This window comes from Burkholderia sp. AU31652 (assembly GCF_002223155.1).
Lineage (GTDB): Bacteria > Pseudomonadota > Gammaproteobacteria > Burkholderiales > Burkholderiaceae > Burkholderia.
The window spans coordinates 212,020-233,256 of record NZ_NKFG01000001.1; the positions used below are offsets into that span (position 1 = coordinate 212,020).

The window sequence follows — 21,237 nt, forward strand, 5'->3', positions numbered from 1 at the left end:
CCAATGAGCAAGAGCAAGGATCGCGCAATCGTCGTCAAGCGGGTGGCCCCGGCGAAGAAGGGCCACCACGGCGGCGCATGGAAGCTCGCGTACGCGGACTTCATGACCGCGATGATGGCGTTCTTCCTGCTGATGTGGCTGCTGAGCTCGGTCACGCCGGTGCAGCTGAAGGGGATCGCCGAATACTTCAACACGCCGCTGAAGGCCGCGCTGTTCGGCAGCGGCGACCGCAGCTCGCAGGATTCCAGCATCATCAACGGCGGCGGCCGCGACCTGTCGAGCGTCGACGCCGGCACGCTGCGCCGCACCGACGGCACCACGCAGCTCGCCGAACGTCTCGCGAAGATGGGCGACGAGCATTCCCGCTCGCAGGCGCAGAACGCGCAGGCCGCGCAGGACCGGCTCGAGCAGGCGCGCCTGCACGACCTGCAGATCAAGCTGATGGCCGCGATCGAGGCCAACCCGACGCTGCGCCAGTTCAAGCAGCAGATCCGCATCGATTCCACGCTGATGGGGCTGCGCATCGAGATCGTCGATTCGCAGAAGCGGCCGATGTTCGCGATGTCGAGCGATCACGTCGAGCCGTACATGCGCGACATCCTGCGCGAGATCGGCAAGACGCTGAACGACGTGCCGAACCGGATCATCGTCCAGGGCCACACCGACGCCGTGCCGTACGCGGGCGGCGAGGGCGGCTACAGCAACTGGGAGCTGTCGGCCGACCGCGCGAACGCGTCGCGCCGCGAGCTGATCGCGGGCGGCATGGGCGAGGCGAAAGTGCTGCGCGTGCTCGGCCTCGCGTCGACCCAGAACCTGAACAAGGCCGACCCGCTCGATCCGGAAAACCGCCGGATCAGCGTGATCGTGCTGAACCGCAAATCCGAAGAGGCGCTGATGCGCGACGATGCGACGACCACGACGCTGTCGGCCGATGCGGCCGGCTCGCAGCAGCTCGCGCAGCAGCTGGCCCCGGCGCCGGCCGTGCGCCCGGCGCTCGCGGCGTCCGCCGTCGCCGTGCCGAAACCCTGACGTTTACGAGATTCCGAGACAGACATGATCCGAACCATTCTCGCCATCGACGACTCCGCGACCATGCGTGCGCTGCTGCAGGCAACGCTGATGCAGGCCGGCTACGACGTGACGGTGGCGCCGGACGGCGAGGCCGGCTTCGACCTGGCGGCCACCGTGCCGTACGACCTGGTGCTGACCGACCAGAACATGCCGCGCAAGAGCGGGCTGGAAGTGATCGCCGCGCTGCGCAAGCTGACCGCCTATACGGAAACGCCGATCCTCGTGCTGACGACCGAAGGCAGCGACGCGTTCAAGGACGCCGCACGCGACGCGGGCGCGACCGGCTGGATCGAGAAGCCGATCGACCCCGCCGTGCTGGTCGACCTGGTCGCGACGCTGTCCGAGCCGGCCGCCTCCTGACATTCACGCGACGCATTCAACCCGGGACCGGGCATGACTCTCGACATCACTCAGTTCTACCAGACATTTTTCGACGAAGCGGACGAGCTGCTCGCACAGATGGAGCAGCTGCTGCTGAACCTCGACGTCGGTTCGCCCGACCCCGAGGATCTGGCCGCGATCTTCCGCGCCGCGCATTCGATCAAGGGCGGCGCGGCGACGTTCGGCTTTTCCGCGCTGACCGATACGACGCACATCCTCGAATCGCTGCTCGACCGCGCCCGCAACCATGAGCTGACGCTGACCAAGGAAATGGTCGACGCGTTCCTGGAGACCAAGGACGTGCTGTCCGACCAGCTCGTCGACTACCGCGCGAGCGCCGAACCGGACGCGGCCGCCGCCGCGACGATCTGCGCGAAGCTCGAACGGCTGAAGGCCGAGAGCGGCGCGGCTGCGCCGGCTGCCGCCGCCGTGGCGCCGGTCGCGGCTGTCGTCGCACCGGCTGCGCCGGCCATGGAACCGGCTGCCGCCGACGATCGTGTGCCCGACCACGTGATCGAGCAGGCCGTCGCGGCTGCGCATCCGGCGGGCGACGCAGGCGAAGGCGGCCCGCACCTGAAGATCACGCTCGTGGGCGTCGATGCAAAGGATCGCGAACTGCTCACCGAAGAACTCGGCAACCTCGGCCGGATCGTCGGCCGCGAGGAAGTGGGCGCCGACCTGACGCTGTGGGTCGAATCGGACGTGCCGTCGGACGACATCGTCGCCGTGTGCTGCTTCGTGATCGACGAAAGCCAGATCCGCGTCGGGCGCGGCACAGCGCCGGCCGCACCGGCGGCCGCGCAGGACGCCGCGGCGCCGGCCGCCGCCGCGCAACCGGCGCGCGCCGAGGTATTCGCGCCGCAGGCCGCGGCACCGCAACCGGCGGCATCGGCACCGGCGGCGCCCGCCGAGCCGGCCGCCGCCGCCGCGCAAGCGCCGCAGCCGGCCCAGCCGGCGGCGCACGCCGACCACGCGCCGCAGGCCGCCGCGCATCACGACGACAAGCGCGCCCGCCCGGCAGCCGCCGCGGCATCGGGCGCCGAAGGCAGCTCGATCCGCGTCGGTGTCGAGAAGGTCGACCAGCTGATCAACCTGGTCGGCGAGCTCGTGATCACGCAGGCGATGCTCGCGGAAACCGCGAGCGCGTTCGATCCGGCGCTGCACGACCGCCTGTTCAACGGGATGGCGCAGCTCGAGCGCAATGCGCGCGACCTGCAGGAAGCGGTGATGTCGATCCGCATGATGCCGATGGACTACGTGTTCAGCCGCTTCCCGCGTCTCGTGCGCGACCTCGCCGGCAAGCTCGGCAAGCAGGTCGAGCTCGTCACGTTCGGCCAGGCGACCGAGCTCGACAAGAGCCTGATCGAACGGATCATCGATCCGCTGACCCACCTCGTGCGCAACAGCCTCGACCACGGGATCGAGACGGTCGACAAGCGCGTGGCCGCCGGCAAGGACGCCGTGGGCCAGCTGGTGCTGTCGGCCGCGCATCACGGCGGCAACATCGTGATCGAGGTGAGCGACGACGGCGCGGGCCTGAACCGCGAGCGGATCCTCGCGAAGGCCGCGAAACAGGGCATGCAGGTGTCCGACAACATCAGCGACGACGAAGTCTGGCAGCTGATCTTCGCGCCGGGCTTCTCGACCGCCGAGACGGTGACCGACGTGTCGGGCCGCGGCGTCGGTATGGACGTCGTGAAGCGCAACATCCAGTCGATGGGCGGCCACGTGGAAATCACGTCGGTGGCCGGCCGCGGCACGACCACGCGGATCGTGCTGCCGCTGACGCTCGCGATCCTCGACGGGATGTCGGTGAAGGTCGGCAACGAGATCTTCATCCTGCCGCTGAACTTCGTGATGGAGTCGCTGCAGCCGTCGAACGACGACATCTACACGGTCGGCAACGGCGAGCGCGTGGTGCGCGTGCGCGGCGAATACCTGCCGCTGGTCGCGCTGCACGAGGTGTTCTCGGTCGACGACGCGCGCACCGACCCGACGCAAGGGATCGTCACGATCATGGAAACCGAGGGGCGCCGCTTCGCGATGCTGATCGACGAGCTGGTCGGCCAGCAGCAGGTGGTCGTGAAGAACCTCGAAACCAATTACCGCAAGGTGCACGGCATCTCGGCGGCGACCATCCTCGGCGACGGCAGCGTCGCGCTGATCGTCGACGTCGCGGCGCTGAACCGCGAAACCCGTGCGATGCACGGCGCCCGTGCCGGCGCCGAGCTCGCGATGTTCTGATGTCACTCGCCATTCAACCGATTGGGGGCAAACGTGTCTGCTGAAGTCCAAATGATCAATCCGGCCGCGGCGAACGCGGCGACGAGCCGCCGCGACGCGGAACAAGGCGACGCGACGGGCCAGGAATTCCTCGTGTTCACGCTCGGCGACGAGGAATACGGGATCGACATCCTGAAGGTGCAGGAAATCCGCGGCTACGACAGCGTCACGCGCATCGCGAACGCGCCGGAGTTCATCAAGGGCGTGATCAACCTGCGCGGGATCATCGTGCCGATCGTCGACATGCGGATCAAGTTCCATCTCGGCCGCGTCGAGTACGACCACCAGACCGTCGTGATCATCCTGAACGTCGCGCATCGCGTGGTCGGGATGGTGGTCGACGGCGTGTCGGACGTGCTGACGCTGCAGACCGACCAGATCATGCCGGCGCCGGAATTCGGCGCGACGCTGACGACCGAGTACCTGACGGGCCTCGGCACGGTCGACGGCCGCATGCTGATCCTGATGGACATCGAGAAGCTGATGTCGAGCCGTGAAATGGCGCTGATCGAGACGCTCGGCGGGTAAGCGCGCCGCGCGCGCAGGAATTTCGGGAGAATCTGCAATGTTGCAAAACTGGTCGATCCGCACGACGCTCACGGCGGTCGGACTCATCCTCGTGGCGCTGGCCGCAGCCGTCGGCGGGCTCGGCCTGGTCGCGCTGAATCACGCGAGCCGCTCGCTCGACGCGATCGCGCACGTCGACCTGCCGGCGATCCACTCGCTCGACGATACGTCGTCGTACCTGCTGCGCGCACGCGTGTCGCTCGACCGCTTCCGCTCGTTGACGGAAGCCGGCAACACGGCCGAAGCGGCCAAGGTGCTCGACCGCGCGCAGGAGCTGTACGCAAAGTCGAACCAGAACTGGCAGGCGTTCCAGGCGACGCCGAAGCTCGGTATCGAGCAGGCGCTCGTCGACGACCTGGCCGCCCGCTACGCGACGATCGTGAAGGAAGGCGTCGAGCCCGAGTTCGCGGCCGCGCGCGCGGGCGACATGGCCGCGTACCACGCGGTCGCCGATACCAAGATCAGCCCGATGTTCGTCGCGTACGACCAGGCCGCGGCGGCCGTGGTTGCGTCGCTGCAGAAGCGCGCGGAAGATCGCCAGGCCACGACGCAATCGCAGATCTCGCTGATGATCGGGTTGATCGCGGCGGGCATCGCGATCGCGTTCGTCGTCGTGATCGCGATCCGCTTCGCGCTGCGCGGGCTGATCGTGCAGCCGCTGGAAGACGCGATCGCGCACTTCGAGCGCATCGCCGGCGGCGACCTCACGCAGCCGGTCAACGTGTTCAGCACCAACGAGATCGGCCGCCTGTTCGGCGGCATCAAGCGGATGCAGGACGCCGTCACGACGATGGTGCAGGCCGTGCATCGCGGTACCGAGTCGATCGACGTCGGCGCGCGCGAGATCTCGACCGGCAACACCGACCTGTCGCAGCGCACCGAGGAGCAGGCCGCATCGCTGCAGGAAACCGCGTCGAGCATGGAGCAGCTGACGGGCACTGTGCGGCAGAACGCGGAAAACGCGCGGCAGGCCAGCCAGCTCGCGGTGAACGCATCGGACATCGCGACGCAGGGCGGCGAAGTGGTCGGCCAGGTCGTGTCGACGATGCAGGACATCGCGGCGAGCTCGGGCAAGGTCGTCGACATCATCGGCACGATCGAAGGCATCGCATTCCAGACCAACATCCTCGCGCTGAACGCGGCGGTCGAAGCCGCGCGTGCGGGCGAGCAGGGCCGCGGCTTCGCGGTGGTCGCCGGCGAGGTGCGCTCGCTCGCGCAGCGCAGCGCGAGCGCCGCGAAGGAAATCAAGCAGCTGATCGGCGATTCGGCCGAGAAGGTCGAAAGCGGGTCGGCGCTCGTGTTGCGCGCCGGCACGACGATGGACGAGATCGTGCAGGCCGTGCGCCGCGTGACCGACATCATGGGCGAGATCAGCGCCGCGTCGGACGAGCAGTCGACCGGCATCGAGCAGGTCAACCGCGCGGTCGGCCAGATGGATTCGGTCACGCAGCAGAACGCCGCGCTCGTCGAGCAGGCGGCCGCCGCGGCGGCGTCGCTCGAGGAGCAGACGCGCCAGATGAAGGCGATCGTGTCGGGCTGGCGCGTGATGGGCGGCATCGTGCTCGCGCCGTCGCGTGGTGTCGCGCGGCCGGTCGCACACGAGCCCGCGCCGGCGCTGACGTCGGAGCCGCGTTTCGACGCGGCGCCGGTCGCCGCGCTGCCGGCTCCGCAGGCTGCCGCACAACCGGCACGGCGCGCCGCGCCGGCGCCGCGTGCCGCCGCCGCGGCTGCATCGGGTGCGGGCCATGAAACGAAGCGTGCAGCCGATACGGGCGCGCACGCGCACAAGGATGCACCGGCTTCCCGCGGCACGGCCGCGGGCGGCTACGGGCCGCGTCTGGCGAAAACCGCCGCACCGGCCGACAAGCCGGCCGCGAAGCCCGCGCTCGTGCGCCCGGCGCTGAACGGCGAGAAGCCGGCGGCGGCCACGGCCGGCACGTCCGACGACGATTGGGAGACCTTCTAAACCATGCCGCATGCGCGCGCGCCGTTTCGACCCGATGCACCGGATGCCTCGCCTCGCGCGGGCGAGCCGGGGCGCGATTTCGCGTTCACCAGCGCGGATTTCGCACGCATTCGCGCGCTGATCCATCAACGCGCGGGGATCTCGCTGTCCGAGCACAAGCGCGACATGGCGTACAGCCGTCTCGCGCGCCGCTTGCGGGCACGCGGCCTCGACACGTTCCGCGACTACCTCGACCTGCTCGAGCAGGAAGACGATCCGCTCGAGTGGGAAGCGTTCACCAATGCGCTGACGACGAACCTGACCGCGTTCTTCCGCGAGGCTCACCATTTCCCGATCCTGTCGGATTTCGTGAAAGGGCGGCCGGCGCCGGTCTCGGTCTGGTGCTCGGCGGCGTCGACGGGCGAAGAGCCTTACTCGATCGCGATCACGCTGATCGAGGCGCTCGGCGAATCGGCCGCGCGCGGCGCGTCGATCCTCGCGACCGACCTCGACACGCAGGTGCTCGCGAAGGCGGAGGCCGGCATCTACACGTACGACCAGGTCAAGCACCTGGCGCCGGAGCGGCTGAAGCGCTTCTTCCTGAAGGGCACGGGCGCGCAGGCCGGCCGCGTGAAGGTGCGCCCCGAGCTGCGCGCGATGATCCGCTTCGAGCAGCTGAACCTGACCGATGCGGATTACGGGATCGCGAAGCCGTTCGACGCGATCTTCTGCCGCAACGTGATGATCTATTTCGACAAGCCGACGCAGGGGCAGGTGCTGTCGCGCTTCGAGCCGCTCGTGAAGCCGGGCGGGCTGCTGTTCGCCGGCCATTCGGAGAACTTCACGTATGTCACGCAGGCGTTCCGGCTGCGCGGGCAGACGGTGTACGAACTGACCCGCGACGCCGCCCAGGGCGCGCGGCCGCGGGGCGCGCAGGCGTCCGCGATGCCGTCTCCCGCGCGCATGCATGCCGCGGGCGCCGCATCCGCTCTGGGAGAGCGCGGATGAGCGCCCTGCCGATCGCCACCAATCGCTACTTCGACAACCACTTCGGCCGTCCCGGCGTGAAGCTGCTGCCGAACGAGTTCTACACGACGTCCGAGGACATGGTGCTGATGACCGTGCTCGGCTCGTGCGTCGCCGCGTGCCTGCACGATCCGTACGCGGGCATCGGCGGGATGAACCACTTCATGCTGCCCGACGACGGCGCCGATCCGGGCGCGGCCGCGTCGGAATCGATGCGCTACGGCGCGTATGCGATGGAAGTGCTGATCAACGAGATGATCAAGGCCGGCGGGCGCCGCGAACGCTTCGAGGCGAAGGTGTTCGGGGGCGCCGCCGTGCTGGCCGGGATGACGACGATCAACATCGGCGACCGCAACGCGGATTTCGTGCGCCGCTACCTCGCGCTCGAACGCATCCGCATCACGGCGGAAGACCTGCAGGGCGTGCACCCGCGCAAGGTCGCGTTCATGGCGGCCACGGGGCGCGCGGCGGTGAAGAAGCTGCGGCTGCAGGTGCCGGGCGTCACCGAGCGCGAAGCCGCGCTCGCCCGCGAGGCCGATCGCGCCCGCGCCGCACGGCCGCGTCCGCAGGTCGAGCTGTTCGCGGCCAAGCGTCCAGCCCCGCCGCAACCGGTGCGCCCGCGCATCGAGCTGTTCGGCGCGCGCAGCGCGGCGCCGGCCGGCGGCGTGCGGGCGGCGAACCTATCAAGAAAGCAGGAGGCATGACCGCAGTGCAGAAGATCAAAGTGTTGTGCGTCGACGATTCGGCGCTGATCCGCAGCCTGATGACCGAGATCATCAACAGCCAGCCCGACATGACGGTGTGCGCGACCGCGCCCGATCCGCTCGTCGCGCGCGAGCTCATCAAGCAGCACAACCCCGACGTGCTCACGCTCGACGTCGAAATGCCGCGCATGGACGGGCTCGACTTCCTCGAGAAGCTGATGCGCCTGCGGCCGATGCCGGTCGTGATGGTGTCGTCGCTGACCGAGCGCGGCTCGGAAATCACGCTGCGTGCGCTCGAACTCGGCGCGGTCGATTTCGTCACGAAGCCGCGCGTCGGGATTCGCGATGGCATGCTCGACTACGCGGAAAAGCTCGCCGACAAGATCCGCGCGGCGTCGCGGGCGCGCGTGCGCCAGGCGCCGCAGCCGCAGGCCGCCGCGCGCGCGACGGACAGCCACCCGGCCGCGCCGATGATCAACAACCCGCTCGTCAGTACCGAGAAGCTGATCATCATCGGCGCGTCGACGGGCGGCACCGAGGCGATCCGCGAAGTGCTGACGCCGCTGCCGCCGGATGCGCCGGCCGTGCTGATCGCGCAGCACATGCCGCCGGGCTTCACGAAGTCGTTCGCGCAGCGGCTGAACGGCCTGTGCCGGATCGCGGTGAAGGAAGCCGAGCACGGCGAGCGCGTGCTGCCGGGCCACGCATATATTGCGCCGGGCCACGCGCACCTGTTGCTTGCGAGAAGCGGGGCGAACTATATTGCGCAACTGTCGGACGAGCCGCCGGTGAACCGGCACCGCCCGTCGGTCGACGTGCTGTTCCGCTCGGCGGCGACGCACGCGGGCAAGAACGCGCTCGGGGTGATCCTGACCGGGATGGGTCGCGACGGCGCGGCCGGCCTGCTGGAAATGAAACGCGCGGGCGCTCACACGTTCGCGCAGGATGAAGCAAGCTGCATCGTGTTCGGAATGCCGCGCGAGGCGATCGCGCTCGGCGGCGCGGACGAGATCGTGCCGCTCGCCGAGATGAGCCGTCGCGTGATGGCGCGCCTGGCGACGATGGGCGACCGCGTGCAGCGCGTTTGAATGGAATGTCACGGGGCGCGTGCCACGATACGCGTCCCGACGGAAACGAATCTGGAAAGGAACGACGATGGACAAGAGCATGAAAATCCTGGTGGTGGACGATTTCCCGACGATGCGCCGGATCGTCCGCAACCTGCTCAAGGAACTGGGCTATTCGAACGTCGACGAGGCCGAGGACGGCGCGGCCGGCCTGGCGCGGCTGCGCGGCGGCGGTTTCGACTTCGTGATCTCCGACTGGAACATGCCGAACCTCGACGGCCTCGCGATGCTGAAGGAAATCCGCGCGGACGCGACGCTCACGCACCTGCCGGTGCTGATGGTCACGGCCGAGTCGAAGAAGGAGAACATCATCGCGGCCGCGCAGGCCGGCGCGAGCGGCTACGTCGTGAAACCGTTCACGGCCGCGACGCTCGACGAGAAGCTGAACAAGATCATCGACAAGATGGCGAAGACCGGGAGCTGACGTGAACGAGCCGATCCATGCCGCGCTGACCGGCGCCGGGTTCAGCGCCGACGGCCAGGCCGAAGGCGCCGATTTCGCGAGCGACCGCATCCTCGCGCGCATCGGCCATGTCACGCGCACGCTGCGCGATTCGATGCGCGAGCTCGGGCTCGACAAGCATGTCGAGCGGGCGGCGGAAGCCGTGCCCGATGCGCGCGACCGGCTGCGCTACGTCGCGACGATGACCGAGCAGGCCGCCGTGCGCGTGCTGAACGCGATCGAGGTCGCGAAGCCGATGCAGGAGCGCATCCAGAACGAGGCCGAGGCGCTCGACGCGCGCTGGGCCCAGTGGTATGCGGCACCGATCGAGCACGCGGAAGTGCGCGAGCTGATGGACGATACGCGCACGTTCCTGCGCACGCTGCCCGAGTCGGCTTCGGCCACCCGCGCGCAACTGCTCGAGATCATGCTCGCGCAGGATTTCCAGGACCTGACCGGGCAGGTGATCAAGAAGATCATGGACATGGTCTACCTGATCGAGCAGCAGCTCCTCACGGTGCTCGTCGAGAACATCGCGCCCGAGCGGCGCGAGCAGTTCGCGGCCACCGCGGCTTTGCTCGCGGCCGAGCAGATCAGCCCGACCGGCAGCCCCGAGTCGCTGCTGAACGGCCCGCAGATCGCGCCGGAAGGCAAGACCGACGTGGTCCAGGACCAGGGGCAGGTGGACGACCTGCTCGCCAGCCTGGGCTTCTGACCCTGCCGCGGGCATCGGCGCGCCGCGTCTCGCAGCGGCGCCCGATGCCCGCGTCACACCGTCCCCCGCACTCCTTCACCGCGCACGCGGCCCCCGCGTGGCGCAGCGCGATCCTGCGTCAAATTGACACTTCGACACACTCAGCAGGCATACTACGCGTCAGCAGCAACGTAGCGTCAATCGTACGATTTCATATGTTGGCTGGTGGCGCGGGTGCGATGGCCGCACCGCCGTCGACGAAGCCAGTCCCTTGGGGGGGAACGTGAAGCTGAAACGCTTGGGCTGGGCCGTCGCGCACGCGACGGCTGCAATGGGTGTGCTGTGGAGTGTCCACGCATACGCTGAACTGGGCGGCGCGCCGATGTCGCCGCCGGCGGACGATCGGGCCGCAACCGTGCGCGCACTGCAGCGCGCGATGCGTTCGGCAGACGGCATGCAGACGAGCACGGCCGCCTATACCGTCCGCGAGATCACGCTCGGATCGGGCACCGTCATCCACGAATACACGTCGGCCGCCGGCAGCGTGTTCGGCCTCGCATGGCAAGGGCCGACGATGCCGGATCTCGCGTCGCTGCTCGGCAGCTATTTCCCGCAGTACACCGCAGGCGTCCAGGCGGCGCACCAGGCGCGCGGCTGGCGCGCGCCCGTGTCCGTCGACACCAGCGGCCTCGTGATCCGGACAGGCGGCCACATGGGCGCCTTCTCGGGCCAGGCGTGGCTGCCGGCGGCGCTGCCTGCCGGCCTGACCGGCACCGACATCCAGTGACAGCGGGAGAGCGATCTTGAGAATTCCTCGTACATTCAAGCGCTGGCTCGGCGTGCTGGGCCTTGCGGCGGCAACGGCCGTCCTCGTGACGGCATGCGGCGGCGGAGACGGCGGCGGCAGCAGCTCGGGCAACAACGGCAACGGCGGCAACAACGGTAACGGCGGCTCGGACGGCAATTCCGGGAACACGGCCGTCATCACCGTCAATGCCGGCGTCGCGAACGTGATCAACATCCCGACCGTCAGCCTGAAGGTCTGCGCGCCGGGCACGTCGAACTGCCAGGTGGTCAACAACGTGCTCGTCGATACCGCGTCCTACGGGCTGCGGCTCGTCGGCAGCGCCGTGTCGGGCGTGCTCGGCAGCCTCCCGCAGGTGACGAGCGGCGGCGCGCCGGTCGCCGAGTGCGGCAAGTTCGTGTCGAGCTATACGTGGGGGTCGGTGCGCACGGTCGACCTGTCGATCGGCTCCGAGCAGGCGAGTTCGCTGCCCGTGCAGATCATCGGCGACCTCGGCACGACCAACGTGCCGAGCTCGTGCACGAACGGCGGCGCGTCGGCCAACTCGGCAAGCGCGCTCGGCGCGAACGGGATCCTCGGCATCGGGCCGGCGCCGGTCGACTGCGGCACGACCTGCGCGACGTCGACGTCGACGAACAACAACTATTACGCGTGCCCGAACGGCAACAACGCGAACTGCACGGTCGCGCTCGTGCCGGTGGCGCAGCAGGTCGCCAACCCGGTGCATCGCTTCGCCGACAGCAGCGGGGTGAGCGTGAGCATGCCGAAAATTTCGGACAGCGGGCAGGCCAGCGCAACCGGCACGCTGACGTTCGGCCTGCCCGACCTGACCGGGAAGACCGTGATGACGTCGACCACGACGGGCGACGTCAGCGCGACGTTCCAGGGGCGCAACGTGACCGCGTTCTTCGATACGGGTTCGAATGCGTACTTCTTCAACGATACGTCGGGCACGTTGCCGGCCTGCCCGAAGAATACGCAGTTCTACTGCCCGTCGACGACGACCAGCAATTCGGCGACGCTGACCGGCCAGAACGGCGTGAGCGGCACGGTGACAATGCCCGTCGTGAACGCGGATTCGCTGTTCTCGAACCCGTCGACGTTCGCGTTCAACGACATCGCGGGCCCGTTTGGTTCGTCCAGCTGGCTCGACATCGGCATGCCGCACTTCTACAACCGGACGATCTACTTCGGGATGGACAAGACCGCGAGCGGCGGCGCGGCGCCTTTCGTCGCGTTCTGACGCGGCACGGCGACACGCAGGACCAGGGGGCGAGCGATCGCCCCCTTTTTTATTCGACGGCCGTGCGCGGCACGACGGGTCCGACCGGCGCGCCGCCGCGCGCGGGCACAGCGCCTACGATGTAATACCGGCACCCATGCCGGCACGACATCGAGGAGGCAGCGCCATGAACCCGCGCATACAACGCATCACGCCGTTCCTGTGGTTCGACCGCGACGCCGAGGCGGCCGCCGGTTTCTACGTATCGGTGTTCGACAACGCGCGCATCGTGCATGTCGCGCGCTACGGCAAGGCCGGCGCGCATGCGTCCGGCAGCGCGGAGGGTGCGGTGATGACCGTCGCGTTCGAGCTCGACGGGCAGGCCTTCGTCGCGCTGAACGGCGGCCCCGTGTTCCAGATCACGCCGGCCGTGTCGTTCGTCGTCAACTGCCGGGACCAGGACGAAATCGACCGCTACTGGGCGCGCCTGTCGGAAGGCGGCGACGAGCGTGCGCAGCAGTGCGGCTGGCTGCGCGACCGCTTCGGCGTGTCGTGGCAGGTCGTGCCGGCGCAGATGAGCGAGCTGATGACGGGCGATCCGGCGCGCGCGGAGCGCGTGATGGCGCAGGTGATGACGATGAAGAAGCTCGATCTCGACGCGTTGCAGCGGGCGGCGGCGGGTTAGGGGGCCGGGTGGCGGGGTGCAGGCGTGAACCGGCGAACCGGCGGGCCGCGCAAGCCCCGTGGGCGGCCGGAATGGGCGCTAGGCCGGCGGCCGGCCGTCGCGCATCAGGCGCGTGTGGTCGAGGAAGCGGTGGTCGGGCCCGTACGCGGTGCTTTCGATCCGGACGGCGTCGGCCGGCGCGACCGGGCGCCCGGCGGCATCGACCGGCACCGATTCGATCTCGACGACCGGCACGCACCAGGCCGCGCGGGCGCGTTCCGCCGGCTCGCCGCGCGTGTCGACGCAGCGGAAGATGAAGCTCGCGGGGAAATCCTGCGCGCGCAGGGGTTGCGTCGATCCGTTCCATGCATCGCGCAGGGCGATCGTGCCGGGATGCGGCGCATCAGGCGCCTGCGCGCCGGGCGGCAGGGCCGGCGTGCCCGCGCATCCGGCGGCCAGCGCGCAGGCAAGCGACAGCAACGGAACGAGCGGATGACCGAGCATGGTGCGGTTCGACCGGAATCGGCAAATCATGGCGAAGCGTAGCGCGCTTTGCACGCCCGCGTAATGCCGGCCGGTTAATCGAATGCGGCACACTCGCGGCCGATTATCGATCGCACTCGATTTCATTCGGATGTAATCAAATGCTGGATTATCCGGGGGCTGTCGTTTCTGTCAGGTCTTCAAGATTATTAAAATGACGCGGCATGCAAGCCGATGGCGCCGGATTCCGCTATTGCAGCCATTCCCGCACCGTGCGGGCCGGCAAGACGGCCGGTGCGCGCACTACCGGTATGTGAAAAGAGATGGAGTCCGTCTAAATTCAAACATATAATGCCGGCGTTGTTTCCGGGGTCGTCTATATAAAACAGGAGGGTAATAAAATGAATTTTTCCGAAGCCGTTCGTGCCGTACTCAATAAATACGCGACATTCGAAGGCCGTGCGCGTCGTGCCGAATACTGGTATTTCGTGCTGTTGACCACGGTGCTGTCGATCGCCGCGCAGATCATCGGCGCGGCCGGCCGCGACGGCGGCCTGATCACGCTGCTGCTGCTCGCCGTACTCGCCCTGGTTTCGCTGGCGCTGATCATTCCGGGCCTCGCGGTCAGCGTCCGCCGCCTGCACGATACGGGCCGCTCGGGCTGGTTCTTGCTGCTCGCGCTGATTCCGGTCGTCGGCGGCATCCTGCTGCTGGTATGGACGTGCACGCGCGGCACCGAAGGTCCGAACCGCTTCGGCGCGGACCCGATCGTGGCGGCCTGACCGACGCCTGCCCCGACGCGCGACGCCGCGTCGGGGCCCGATTTCGCGTCGCATCCGCTGACCGCTGACCGCTGACCGCTGACCGCTGACCGCTTCACTGCTTCACTGCTTCACTGCTTCTTCCCCGCTTCACGCCGTCGCCGCTCCGCCCGGCGCCGACACCCGCCATCGCCCCCGCCGGCACGTTTTACCGCCGCGCCGCACCCCGCTCCGTCCCCCCGTCCGTCCCCGTTCGCACCGGCTCGCCCGATTCCCCGAAATACCCCCCTTTCCCGGCTTTGCTCGACCGATCGGCGTTTGACGCCTCCATGAATAATCGGTGTCACTGGAAAGCGGCATTCCGCCGTACCCGACTGGAGGCCCCGTGGCAGACGAGAGCGATCTCGACAAGACCGAAGCCGCCACTCCCAGGCGCCTCGAGAAGGCGCGTGAGGAGGGGCAGGTCGCGCGTTCGCGCGAGCTGGCTTCGTTCGCGTTGCTCGCGGCCGGGTTCTACGGCACGTGGCTGCTCGCGGGCCCGTCGGGCGGGCATCTGCAGGCGATGCTGCGCGGCGCGTTCACGTTCGATCGCGCGACCGCGTTCGACACGAGCCGGATGCTGTCGGCGGCCGGCAGCGCGAGCCTCGAAGGCTTCGCCGCGCTGCTGCCGATCCTCGCGCTCACCGGCGTTGCCGCGCTGCTCGCGCCGATGGCGCTTGGCGGCTGGCTGATCTCGTCGAAGACGTTCGAGCTGAAGTTCGACCGCCTGAACCCGATCTCGGGCCTCGGCCGGATCTTCTCGATCCAGGGGCCGATCCAGCTCGGGATGTCGTTCGCGAAGACGCTGGTCGTCGGCGGCATCGGCGGCATCGCGATCTGGCGCAGCAAGGACGAGCTGCTCGCCCTCGCGACGCAGCCGCTGCGCGTGGCGCTGCCCGATGCGCTGCACCTGATCGCCGTGTGCTGCGGCACGACGGTCGCCGGGATGCTGGTGGTCGCCGCACTCGATGTGCCTTACCAAATCTGGCAGTACAACAAGAAGTTGCGCATGACGAAGGAAGAAGTGAAGCGCGAGCATCGCGAGAACGAAGGCGATCCGCACGTGAAGGGGCGGATCCGCCAGCAGCAGCGTGCGATCGCGCGCCGCCGGATGATGGCGGCCGTGCCGAAGGCCGACGTGGTCGTGACGAACCCGACGCACTTCGCCGTCGCGCTGCAATACACGGACGGCGAGATGCGCGCGCCGAAGGTCGTCGCGAAGGGCGTGAACCTCGTCGCCGCGCGCATCCGCGAACTCGCGGCCGAACACAACGTGCCGCTGCTCGAAGCGCCGCCGCTCGCGCGTGCGCTGTATCACAACGTCGAACTCGAACGCGAGATTCCCGGCTCGCTGTACTCGGCCGTCGCCGAAGTGCTCGCGTGGGTCTACCAGCTCAAGCGCTTCCGTTCGGAAGGCGGCGCGTTCCCGGCGATGCCGGTCGATCTGGAGGTGCCGGCCGACCTCGACAAGGGCGCGTCGGTGTCCGCCGACGATGAACGCGAAGAGCAGGAAGACGCGCTCGGCAAGGGAGGTACGGCATGAGCACCCCAACCGGCCTGTTCGCGAAGCGCCCGAACCCGTTCGCGAGCACGAACCTGCGCGCACTCGCGGGCCCGATCCTCATCTGCATGATTTTGGGGATGATGATCCTGCCGCTGCCGCCGATGCTGCTGGATCTGCTGTTCACGTTCAACATCGCGCTGTCCGTGATGGTGCTGCTCGTCAGCATGTACACGATGAAGCCGCTCGACTTCGCGGCGTTCCCGAGCGTGCTGCTGTTCTCCACGCTCCTGCGCCTGTCGCTGAACGTCGCCTCGACGCGCGTCGTGCTGCTCGAAGGCCACACGGGCCCGGACGCGGCCGGCCAGGTGATCGAGGCGTTCGGCCACTTCCTGGTCGGCGGCAACTTCGCGGTCGGCATCGTCGTGTTCGTGATCCTGATGATCATCAACTTCATGGTGATCACGAAGGGCGCGGGGCGGATCGCCGAAGTGTCCGCGCGCTTCACGCTCGACGCGATGCCCGGCAAGCAGATGGCGATCGACGCCGACCTGAACGCGGGCCTCATCAACGAAGAGCAGGCGCGCAAGCGCCGCCTGGCCGTGTCGCAGGAAGCCGAGTTCTACGGGTCGATGGACGGCGCGTCGAAGTTCGTGCGCGGCGACGCGATCGCCGGCCTGATCATCATGGCGATCAACGTGATCGGCGGGCTGATCGTCGGGATGGTCCAGCACGACATGACGTTCGCGGCTGCCGGCACGAACTACACGCTGCTGACGATCGGCGACGGCCTCGTCGCGCAGATCCCGTCGCTGGTGATCTCCACCGCGGCCGGCGTGATCGTGTCGCGCGTCGCGACCGACGAGGACATCGGCACGCAGATCACCGGCCAGCTGTTCACGAACCCGCGCGTGCTGAACATCACCGGCGCGATCATCGTGCTGATGGGGCTGATCCCGGGCATGCCGCACTTCGCGTTCCTCGCCCTCGGCGGCGGCGCGATCTGGCTGGCCCGCACGCAGACCAAGCGCGCGGCGGCCCGCAAGGCGGCCGGCGACCTGACCGACATCGCGCCGCCCGCGGTGCTGCCGTCGGACAGCCACGAGGCGACCTGGGACGACGTGCAGCTGATCGACCCGCTCGGCCTCGAAGTCGGTTACCGCCTGATCCCGCTCGTCGACAAGAACAGCGACGGCGAACTGCTCAAGCGCATCAAGAGCATCCGCAAGAAATTCGCGCAGGAAATCGGCTTCCTGCCGCCGGTGATCCATATCCGCGACAACCTCGAGCTGCGGCCGAACGCGTACCGGATCGCGCTGAAGGGCGTCGAGATCGGTGTCGGCGAAGTGTTCCCGGGCCAGTGGCTCGCGATCAACCCCGGCCAGGTGACGGCCGCGCTGCCGGGCGCCGTCACGCAGGATCCCGCGTTCGGGCTGCCGGCCGTGTGGATCGACGTCGCGATGCGCGAACAGGCACAGGTGTACGGCTACACGGTGGTCGACGCGAGCACGGTCGTCGCGACGCACCTGAACCATCTGGTCGTCCAGCACGCGGCCGAGCTGCTCGGCCGCCAGGAAGTGCAGTCGCTCATCGAGCGCACCGGCAAGGATGCGCCGTCGCTCGTCGAGGACCTCGTGCCGAAGACGATCTCGCTGACGACGCTGCAGAAGGTGCTGCAGAACCTGCTCGAGGAAGGCGTGCCGATCCGCGACATGCGCACGATTCTCGAAGCCGTGTCCGAACACGCGGGCCGCGGCGACGCGTTCGAGATCACGGCCGCCGTGCGGCTGTCGCTCGGCCGCGCGATCACGCAGCAGTGGTATCCGGGTGCCGGCGAGATGCAGGTGATGGGCCTCGACTCGAATCTGGAGCGCGTGCTGTCGCAGGCGCTCGCCACCGGCGCGAACCCGGGCCTCGAACCCGGCCTCGCGCACAACCTTCTGACCGGCACGCAACAGGCGATGCTGCGTCAACAGAATCTCGGGCTGCCGCCCGTGCTGCTGGTGCAGCACGCGCTGCGCGCGATGCTCGCGCGTTTCCTGCGCCGCAGCCTGCCGCAATTGAAAGTGCTGTCGTATGCCGAAGTGCCGGACACACGCACGATCAAAGTCGTTAACGTCATCGGGGGTTCCGCTTGAACATTCGCAAATTCACCGGCGCAACGAGCCGCGACGCACTTCGTCTGGTGCGCGAGGCGCTCGGCGCCGACGCGGTCGTGCTGTCGAACCGCACGCTCGATGACGGCAGCGTGGAAATCGTCGCCCTGGCAGATTCGGACCTGGCCGCCGTGACCCCGCCGGCCGCGGCACGCCCGCGCATCGCCGCGTCGCGCCCGCCGGAATCGGTGCCGGCTGCCGCCGTGCCGGGCATCGTGTCGCGCCCGGGCACGCCGCTGGCCCGCCCGACGGTCAATCCGTATGCGGCAGGCGAAGGCGGGTTGCCGGACGTGTTCTCGTCGATGTTCGGTGCAAGCGCCGACGCGGACGAGGCGACGGCGCAACCTTCGGCGCCCGATGACGAAGCGCCGGCCGCGGCAGCGCCGTCCTCCGCCGCCCCCGCACCGGCCGCCACCTCTGAACCCGCGCCGTGGCTCGTCGAGCACGCGAAGCGCCTGACGCAGCAGCGCGACGCGCTGATGGCGCGCGCGCAGGCGACGCCCGCCGCGCCGCAAGCGAGCGCGCCTGCCCCGCAGGCCGCCGCGAGCGCGACGCCGCCCAACTGGGCGCGCGACATCGTGCGCGAGGCCGAACGCCGGATGCCGGCCGCCGCCCCCCGCGCCCCCGACACGAACACGAGCGCGGCGCATGCCGCGAAGGCGGCCGAGCGCACGCGCCTGTCCGCCGACGCGGCCGCCGCGGTGGCCGATGCCGTGAAGTCGCGCATCGAGCGGATCGTCAACGATACGGTGATGCAGGAGCTCGGCGAACTGCGCGGGATGATGGCAGAGCAGTTCGACAGCCTGATGTGGCACGACCGCCAGCGTCGCAGCGCCGTGCATGGCGCGCTGACGAAGCACCTGTTCGCGGCCGGCTTCTCCGCGCAGCTCGTGCGGATGCTGGTCGACAACATGCCGGCCGGCGACGGCGCGCAGACCTTCGAACAGGCCGCCGAATGGGCGCAATCGGTGCTCGCGTCGAACCTGCCGGTGCTCGAAAGCGAAGATGCGCTGATGGAGCGCGGCGGCGTGTTCGCGCTGATGGGGCCGACGGGCGTCGGCAAGACGACCACCACCGCGAAGCTGGCCGCGCGCTGCGTGATGCGCTTCGGCGCGAGCAAGGTCGCGCTGCTGACCACCGACAGCTACCGGATCGGCGGCCACGAGCAGCTGCGCATCTTCGGCAAGATCCTCGGCGTGCCCGTGCACGCGGTGAAGGATGCGGGCGACCTCGCGCTCGCGCTGTCCGAGCTGCGCAACAAGCACATCGTGCTGATCGACACGATCGGCATGAGCCAGCGCGACCGCGCGGTATCCGACCAGATCGCGATGCTGCACGGGGCGAACGCGCCGGTGCAGCGCCTGCTGCTGCTCAACGCGACCAGCCACGGCGACACGCTCAACGAAGTCGTGCAGGCGTACCGCAGCGCGGGCGAGCATCCGGACCTGGCCGGCTGCATCCTCACGAAGCTCGACGAGGCGACCCACCTCGGCGGCGTGCTCGACACGGTGATCCGCTACAAGCTGCCGATCCATTACGTGTCGACCGGCCAGAAAGTGCCGGAGAACCTGTACGTCGCGTCGACCAAATTCCTGCTGAAGAGCGCGTTCTGTGTACCGCGTGACGGCTCGCCCTTCGTGCCGCAAGACGAGGACATGCCGACGCTGCTTTCCGCACTGACCGCACGTTCCACCGCCGAGCTTCACGAGGTGCGATTTGGATAAACGAATCATCGACCAGGCCGAAGGGCTGCGGCGCCTGCTGGCCGGGCGCGCGTCACGCATCGTCGCGGTGGCGGGCGGGCCGGCGGGGGTCGGCTGCACGTCCACCGTCGTGAACCTGGCGGCGGCGCTCGCGTCGCTCGGCAAGGATGTGCTCGTCGTCGACGAGCGTGCCGACGTGCATTCGGCCAGCGCGACGCTGGCGGGCGCGTGGCTGCGCGACGGCGAGCGCACGCGGGTCGCGGCCGGCTTCGGCCTGTGCGCCGCGGCGCGGCTCGCGCGCACCGGCTACACCGACGCGCAGCTGAGCGATTTCATCGACGGCCCGGCCGACATCGTCCTCGTCGACGCGCAGCTCGGCGCCGACGGTTCGTTCTCGGCGCTCGCCCGCGAAGCGCACGACGTGCTGGTCGTCACGCGGGTCGCCGCGCAGGCGATCACCGAGGCGTATGCGTGCATGAAGCGGCTGCATTTCGCGCATGCGTTCGCGCAGTTCCGCGTGCTGACTAATCACGTCGGCAGCCACGCGGACGCGAAGACGGCGTTCGACAACCTCGCGGGCGTCGCGAGCCGCTACCTGACGGTGTCGATCGCCGACGCGGGCTGCGTGAGCGCCGATCCGCTCGTCGAGCATGCGCGCGAGCTGACGCGTGCCGCGGTCGACGCGTTCCCGTCGTCGCCCGCCGCGCGCGACTACCGGCAGATTGCCGCCGACCTGCTGTACTGGCCGATGCGCCCGCGCTCGGGTGCGGGCCGTGCCGTGCACGCGGGCGGCAAGCCGTCGTATGAGGCGGGCGCGGCACACGCCGCGTGAGCGCCACCGGAAGGAGAGAGCCATGATGTACAACGCTCAAGGAAAGATGTCCCAGGCCGACGTGCTCGCGCAATATGCGCCGCTCGTGCGACGCCTCGGGCTGCAGCTCGTCGCGAAGATGCCGGCGAGCGTCGACCTCGACGACCTGATCCAGGCCGGCATGATCGGCCTGATGGACGCGGCCGGCCGCTACAAGGAAGACCAGGGCGCGCAGTTCGAGACCTACGCGACGCAGCGTATCCGCGGCGCGATGCTCGACGAGCTGCGCAGCAACGACTGGCTGCCGCGCAGCCTGCGCAAGACGTCGCGCGAGGTCGAGCACGCGGTGCACCAGGTCGAGCAGCATCTCGGCCGCTCGGCGAGCGAGACCGAGATCGCGCAGCACCTGAACATGCCGCTCGACGAATACCAGGGGATGCTGCAGGACCTGCACGGCAGCCAGCTGATCTACTACGAGGATTTCGACCGCGCGGCCGACGACGAGCCGTTCCTCGACCGCTACCGCGTCGATCACGCCGATCCGCTGTCGGCGCTGCTCGACGAGCACCTGCGCGAAGCGCTCGTCGAGGCGATCGAGCGGCTGCCGGAGCGCGAGAAGCTGCTGATGTCGCTGTACTACGAACGGGGTCTGAATCTGCGCGAGATCGGCGCGGTGCTCGAAGTGAGCGAATCGCGGGTGTGCCAGCTGCACAGCCAGGCGGTCGCGCGCCTGCGTGCCCGGCTGCGCGAACAGGCGTGGGTCGGCGCGGAGTCCTGACCCTTTACTGACGGCCGCGCGCGCCGACGCCGCGCGCGTGTGCCGGGTGCGCGTCGTGTATGTGCAGGCTTGCG

Annotated in this window: 20 protein-coding genes; 19 read left to right on the forward strand and 1 reads right to left on the reverse strand. The window is 69.0% G+C overall.

Annotation, left to right across the window (positions count from 1 at the left end; genetic code table 11):
* The first annotated feature begins 3 nt into the window (after positions 1 to 3).
* From motB to CFB40_RS01070, 13 genes are all read left to right on the forward strand, one after another.
* Positions 4 to 1,029 carry a flagellar motor protein MotB gene (motB, locus tag CFB40_RS01010; RefSeq protein ID WP_039346832.1) on the forward strand — a complete coding sequence of 342 codons (1,026 nt, stop codon included), beginning with the start codon at positions 4 to 6 and terminating at the stop codon, positions 1,027 to 1,029.
* Between the two features lie 24 nt (positions 1,030 to 1,053).
* Positions 1,054 to 1,431: a response regulator gene (locus CFB40_RS01015; RefSeq protein ID WP_011350594.1), complete on the forward strand. Its 378-nt coding sequence runs from the start codon at positions 1,054 to 1,056 to the stop codon at positions 1,429 to 1,431.
* Positions 1,432 to 1,464: 33 nt separating this feature from the next.
* The gene (gene cheA / locus CFB40_RS01020; protein WP_089430454.1) at positions 1,465 to 3,696 is read left to right on the forward strand and encodes a chemotaxis protein CheA; all 2,232 of its coding nucleotides are present in this window, start codon (positions 1,465 to 1,467) and stop codon (positions 3,694 to 3,696) included.
* 51 nt (positions 3,697 to 3,747) lie between these two features.
* A complete protein-coding gene (gene cheW / locus CFB40_RS01025; RefSeq protein WP_043185043.1) occupies positions 3,748 to 4,263 on the forward strand; it encodes a chemotaxis protein CheW in 516 nt (171 codons plus the stop codon).
* A 37-nt stretch (positions 4,264 to 4,300) separates the two neighbouring features.
* Positions 4,301 to 6,268 carry a methyl-accepting chemotaxis protein gene (locus tag CFB40_RS01030; protein WP_089430455.1) on the forward strand — a complete coding sequence of 656 codons (1,968 nt, stop codon included), beginning with the start codon at positions 4,301 to 4,303 and terminating at the stop codon, positions 6,266 to 6,268.
* Positions 6,269 to 6,271: 3 nt separating this feature from the next.
* On the forward strand, positions 6,272 to 7,255 hold the full coding sequence (locus tag CFB40_RS01035; protein WP_089424235.1) for a CheR family methyltransferase: 984 nt from the start codon (positions 6,272 to 6,274) through the stop codon (positions 7,253 to 7,255).
* The gene (gene cheD / locus CFB40_RS01040) at positions 7,252 to 7,977 is read left to right on the forward strand and encodes a chemoreceptor glutamine deamidase CheD (protein ID WP_089430456.1); all 726 of its coding nucleotides are present in this window, start codon (positions 7,252 to 7,254) and stop codon (positions 7,975 to 7,977) included. Before CFB40_RS01035 ends, cheD begins: the two co-directional genes overlap by 4 nt.
* Positions 7,974 to 9,065, forward strand: coding sequence for a protein-glutamate methylesterase/protein-glutamine glutaminase (locus tag CFB40_RS01045; RefSeq protein WP_089424237.1), 1,092 nt, complete (start codon positions 7,974 to 7,976; stop codon positions 9,063 to 9,065). Before cheD ends, CFB40_RS01045 begins: the two co-directional genes overlap by 4 nt.
* A 67-nt stretch (positions 9,066 to 9,132) precedes the next feature.
* Positions 9,133 to 9,528 (forward strand): chemotaxis response regulator CheY, encoded by a 396-nt coding sequence (gene cheY / locus CFB40_RS01050; protein ID WP_039346818.1) that lies wholly within the window; start codon positions 9,133 to 9,135, stop codon positions 9,526 to 9,528.
* A gap of 1 nt (position 9,529) precedes the next feature.
* On the forward strand, positions 9,530 to 10,261 hold the full coding sequence (gene cheZ, locus CFB40_RS01055) for a protein phosphatase CheZ (protein ID WP_089424238.1): 732 nt from the start codon (positions 9,530 to 9,532) through the stop codon (positions 10,259 to 10,261).
* A 262-nt stretch (positions 10,262 to 10,523) separates the two neighbouring features.
* Entirely contained in the window at positions 10,524 to 11,027 is a 504-nt protein-coding gene (locus tag CFB40_RS01060; protein ID WP_089424239.1) for a DUF2844 domain-containing protein, read from the forward strand.
* 16 nt (positions 11,028 to 11,043) lie between these two features.
* Positions 11,044 to 12,288, forward strand: coding sequence for a DUF3443 family protein (locus tag CFB40_RS01065; RefSeq protein ID WP_089424240.1), 1,245 nt, complete (start codon positions 11,044 to 11,046; stop codon positions 12,286 to 12,288).
* Between the two features lie 166 nt (positions 12,289 to 12,454).
* Positions 12,455 to 12,952, forward strand: a complete 498-nt coding sequence (locus tag CFB40_RS01070; RefSeq protein ID WP_089424241.1) for a VOC family protein — start codon at positions 12,455 to 12,457, stop codon at positions 12,950 to 12,952.
* Between the two features lie 78 nt (positions 12,953 to 13,030).
* Here the strand turns inward: CFB40_RS01070 and CFB40_RS01075 are convergent, their stop codons facing one another.
* Entirely contained in the window at positions 13,031 to 13,435 is a 405-nt protein-coding gene (locus CFB40_RS01075) for a hypothetical protein (RefSeq protein WP_089424242.1), read from the reverse strand.
* Positions 13,436 to 13,815: 380 nt separating this feature from the next.
* On the opposite strand from CFB40_RS01075, the gene CFB40_RS01080 reads away from it, so the two are divergent.
* The 6 genes from CFB40_RS01080 (at position 13,816) to CFB40_RS01105 (ending at position 21,163) form a co-directional block, all read left to right on the forward strand.
* On the forward strand, positions 13,816 to 14,196 hold the full coding sequence (locus tag CFB40_RS01080) for a DUF805 domain-containing protein (protein WP_089424243.1): 381 nt from the start codon (positions 13,816 to 13,818) through the stop codon (positions 14,194 to 14,196).
* A 364-nt stretch (positions 14,197 to 14,560) separates the two neighbouring features.
* Positions 14,561 to 15,757 (forward strand): flagellar biosynthesis protein FlhB, encoded by a 1,197-nt coding sequence (gene flhB / locus CFB40_RS01085; RefSeq protein WP_089424244.1) that lies wholly within the window; start codon positions 14,561 to 14,563, stop codon positions 15,755 to 15,757.
* On the forward strand, positions 15,754 to 17,853 hold the full coding sequence (gene flhA / locus CFB40_RS01090) for a flagellar biosynthesis protein FlhA (RefSeq protein WP_089430457.1): 2,100 nt from the start codon (positions 15,754 to 15,756) through the stop codon (positions 17,851 to 17,853). The genes flhB and flhA overlap by 4 nt, the downstream gene beginning before the upstream one ends.
* Entirely contained in the window at positions 17,850 to 19,595 is a 1,746-nt protein-coding gene (flhF, locus tag CFB40_RS01095; RefSeq protein WP_089430458.1) for a flagellar biosynthesis protein FlhF, read from the forward strand. The genes flhA and flhF overlap by 4 nt, the downstream gene beginning before the upstream one ends.
* Positions 19,588 to 20,406 (forward strand): nucleotide-binding protein, encoded by an 819-nt coding sequence (locus CFB40_RS01100; protein ID WP_089424247.1) that lies wholly within the window; start codon positions 19,588 to 19,590, stop codon positions 20,404 to 20,406. The genes flhF and CFB40_RS01100 overlap by 8 nt, the downstream gene beginning before the upstream one ends.
* A 22-nt stretch (positions 20,407 to 20,428) precedes the next feature.
* Positions 20,429 to 21,163 carry an RNA polymerase sigma factor FliA gene (locus tag CFB40_RS01105; protein ID WP_006484033.1) on the forward strand — a complete coding sequence of 245 codons (735 nt, stop codon included), beginning with the start codon at positions 20,429 to 20,431 and terminating at the stop codon, positions 21,161 to 21,163.
* Positions 21,164 to 21,237: the final 74 nt, after the last annotated feature.

Excerpts from the sequence above, each read along its gene's own strand:
- motB (WP_039346832.1), top strand. The coding sequence starts at position 4 with ATGAGCAAGAGCAAGGATCGCGCAATCGTCGTCAAGCGGGTGGCCCCG.
- CFB40_RS01015 (WP_011350594.1), top strand. The coding sequence starts at position 1,054 with ATGATCCGAACCATTCTCGCCATCGACGACTCCGCGACCATGCGTGCG.
- cheA (WP_089430454.1), top strand. The coding sequence starts at position 1,465 with ATGACTCTCGACATCACTCAGTTCTACCAGACATTTTTCGACGAAGCG.
- cheW (WP_043185043.1), top strand. The coding sequence starts at position 3,748 with ATGATCAATCCGGCCGCGGCGAACGCGGCGACGAGCCGCCGCGACGCG.
- CFB40_RS01030 (WP_089430455.1), top strand. The coding sequence starts at position 4,301 with ATGTTGCAAAACTGGTCGATCCGCACGACGCTCACGGCGGTCGGACTC.
- CFB40_RS01035 (WP_089424235.1), top strand. The coding sequence starts at position 6,272 with ATGCCGCATGCGCGCGCGCCGTTTCGACCCGATGCACCGGATGCCTCG.
- cheD (WP_089430456.1), top strand. The coding sequence starts at position 7,252 with ATGAGCGCCCTGCCGATCGCCACCAATCGCTACTTCGACAACCACTTC.
- CFB40_RS01045 (WP_089424237.1), top strand. The coding sequence starts at position 7,974 with ATGACCGCAGTGCAGAAGATCAAAGTGTTGTGCGTCGACGATTCGGCG.
- cheY (WP_039346818.1), top strand. The coding sequence starts at position 9,133 with ATGGACAAGAGCATGAAAATCCTGGTGGTGGACGATTTCCCGACGATG.
- CFB40_RS01070 (WP_089424241.1), top strand. The coding sequence starts at position 12,455 with ATGAACCCGCGCATACAACGCATCACGCCGTTCCTGTGGTTCGACCGC.
- CFB40_RS01075 (WP_089424242.1), bottom strand. The coding sequence starts at position 13,435 with ATGCTCGGTCATCCGCTCGTTCCGTTGCTGTCGCTTGCCTGCGCGCTG.
- CFB40_RS01080 (WP_089424243.1), top strand. The coding sequence starts at position 13,816 with ATGAATTTTTCCGAAGCCGTTCGTGCCGTACTCAATAAATACGCGACA.
- flhA (WP_089430457.1), top strand. The coding sequence starts at position 15,754 with ATGAGCACCCCAACCGGCCTGTTCGCGAAGCGCCCGAACCCGTTCGCG.
- CFB40_RS01105 (WP_006484033.1), top strand. The coding sequence starts at position 20,429 with ATGATGTACAACGCTCAAGGAAAGATGTCCCAGGCCGACGTGCTCGCG.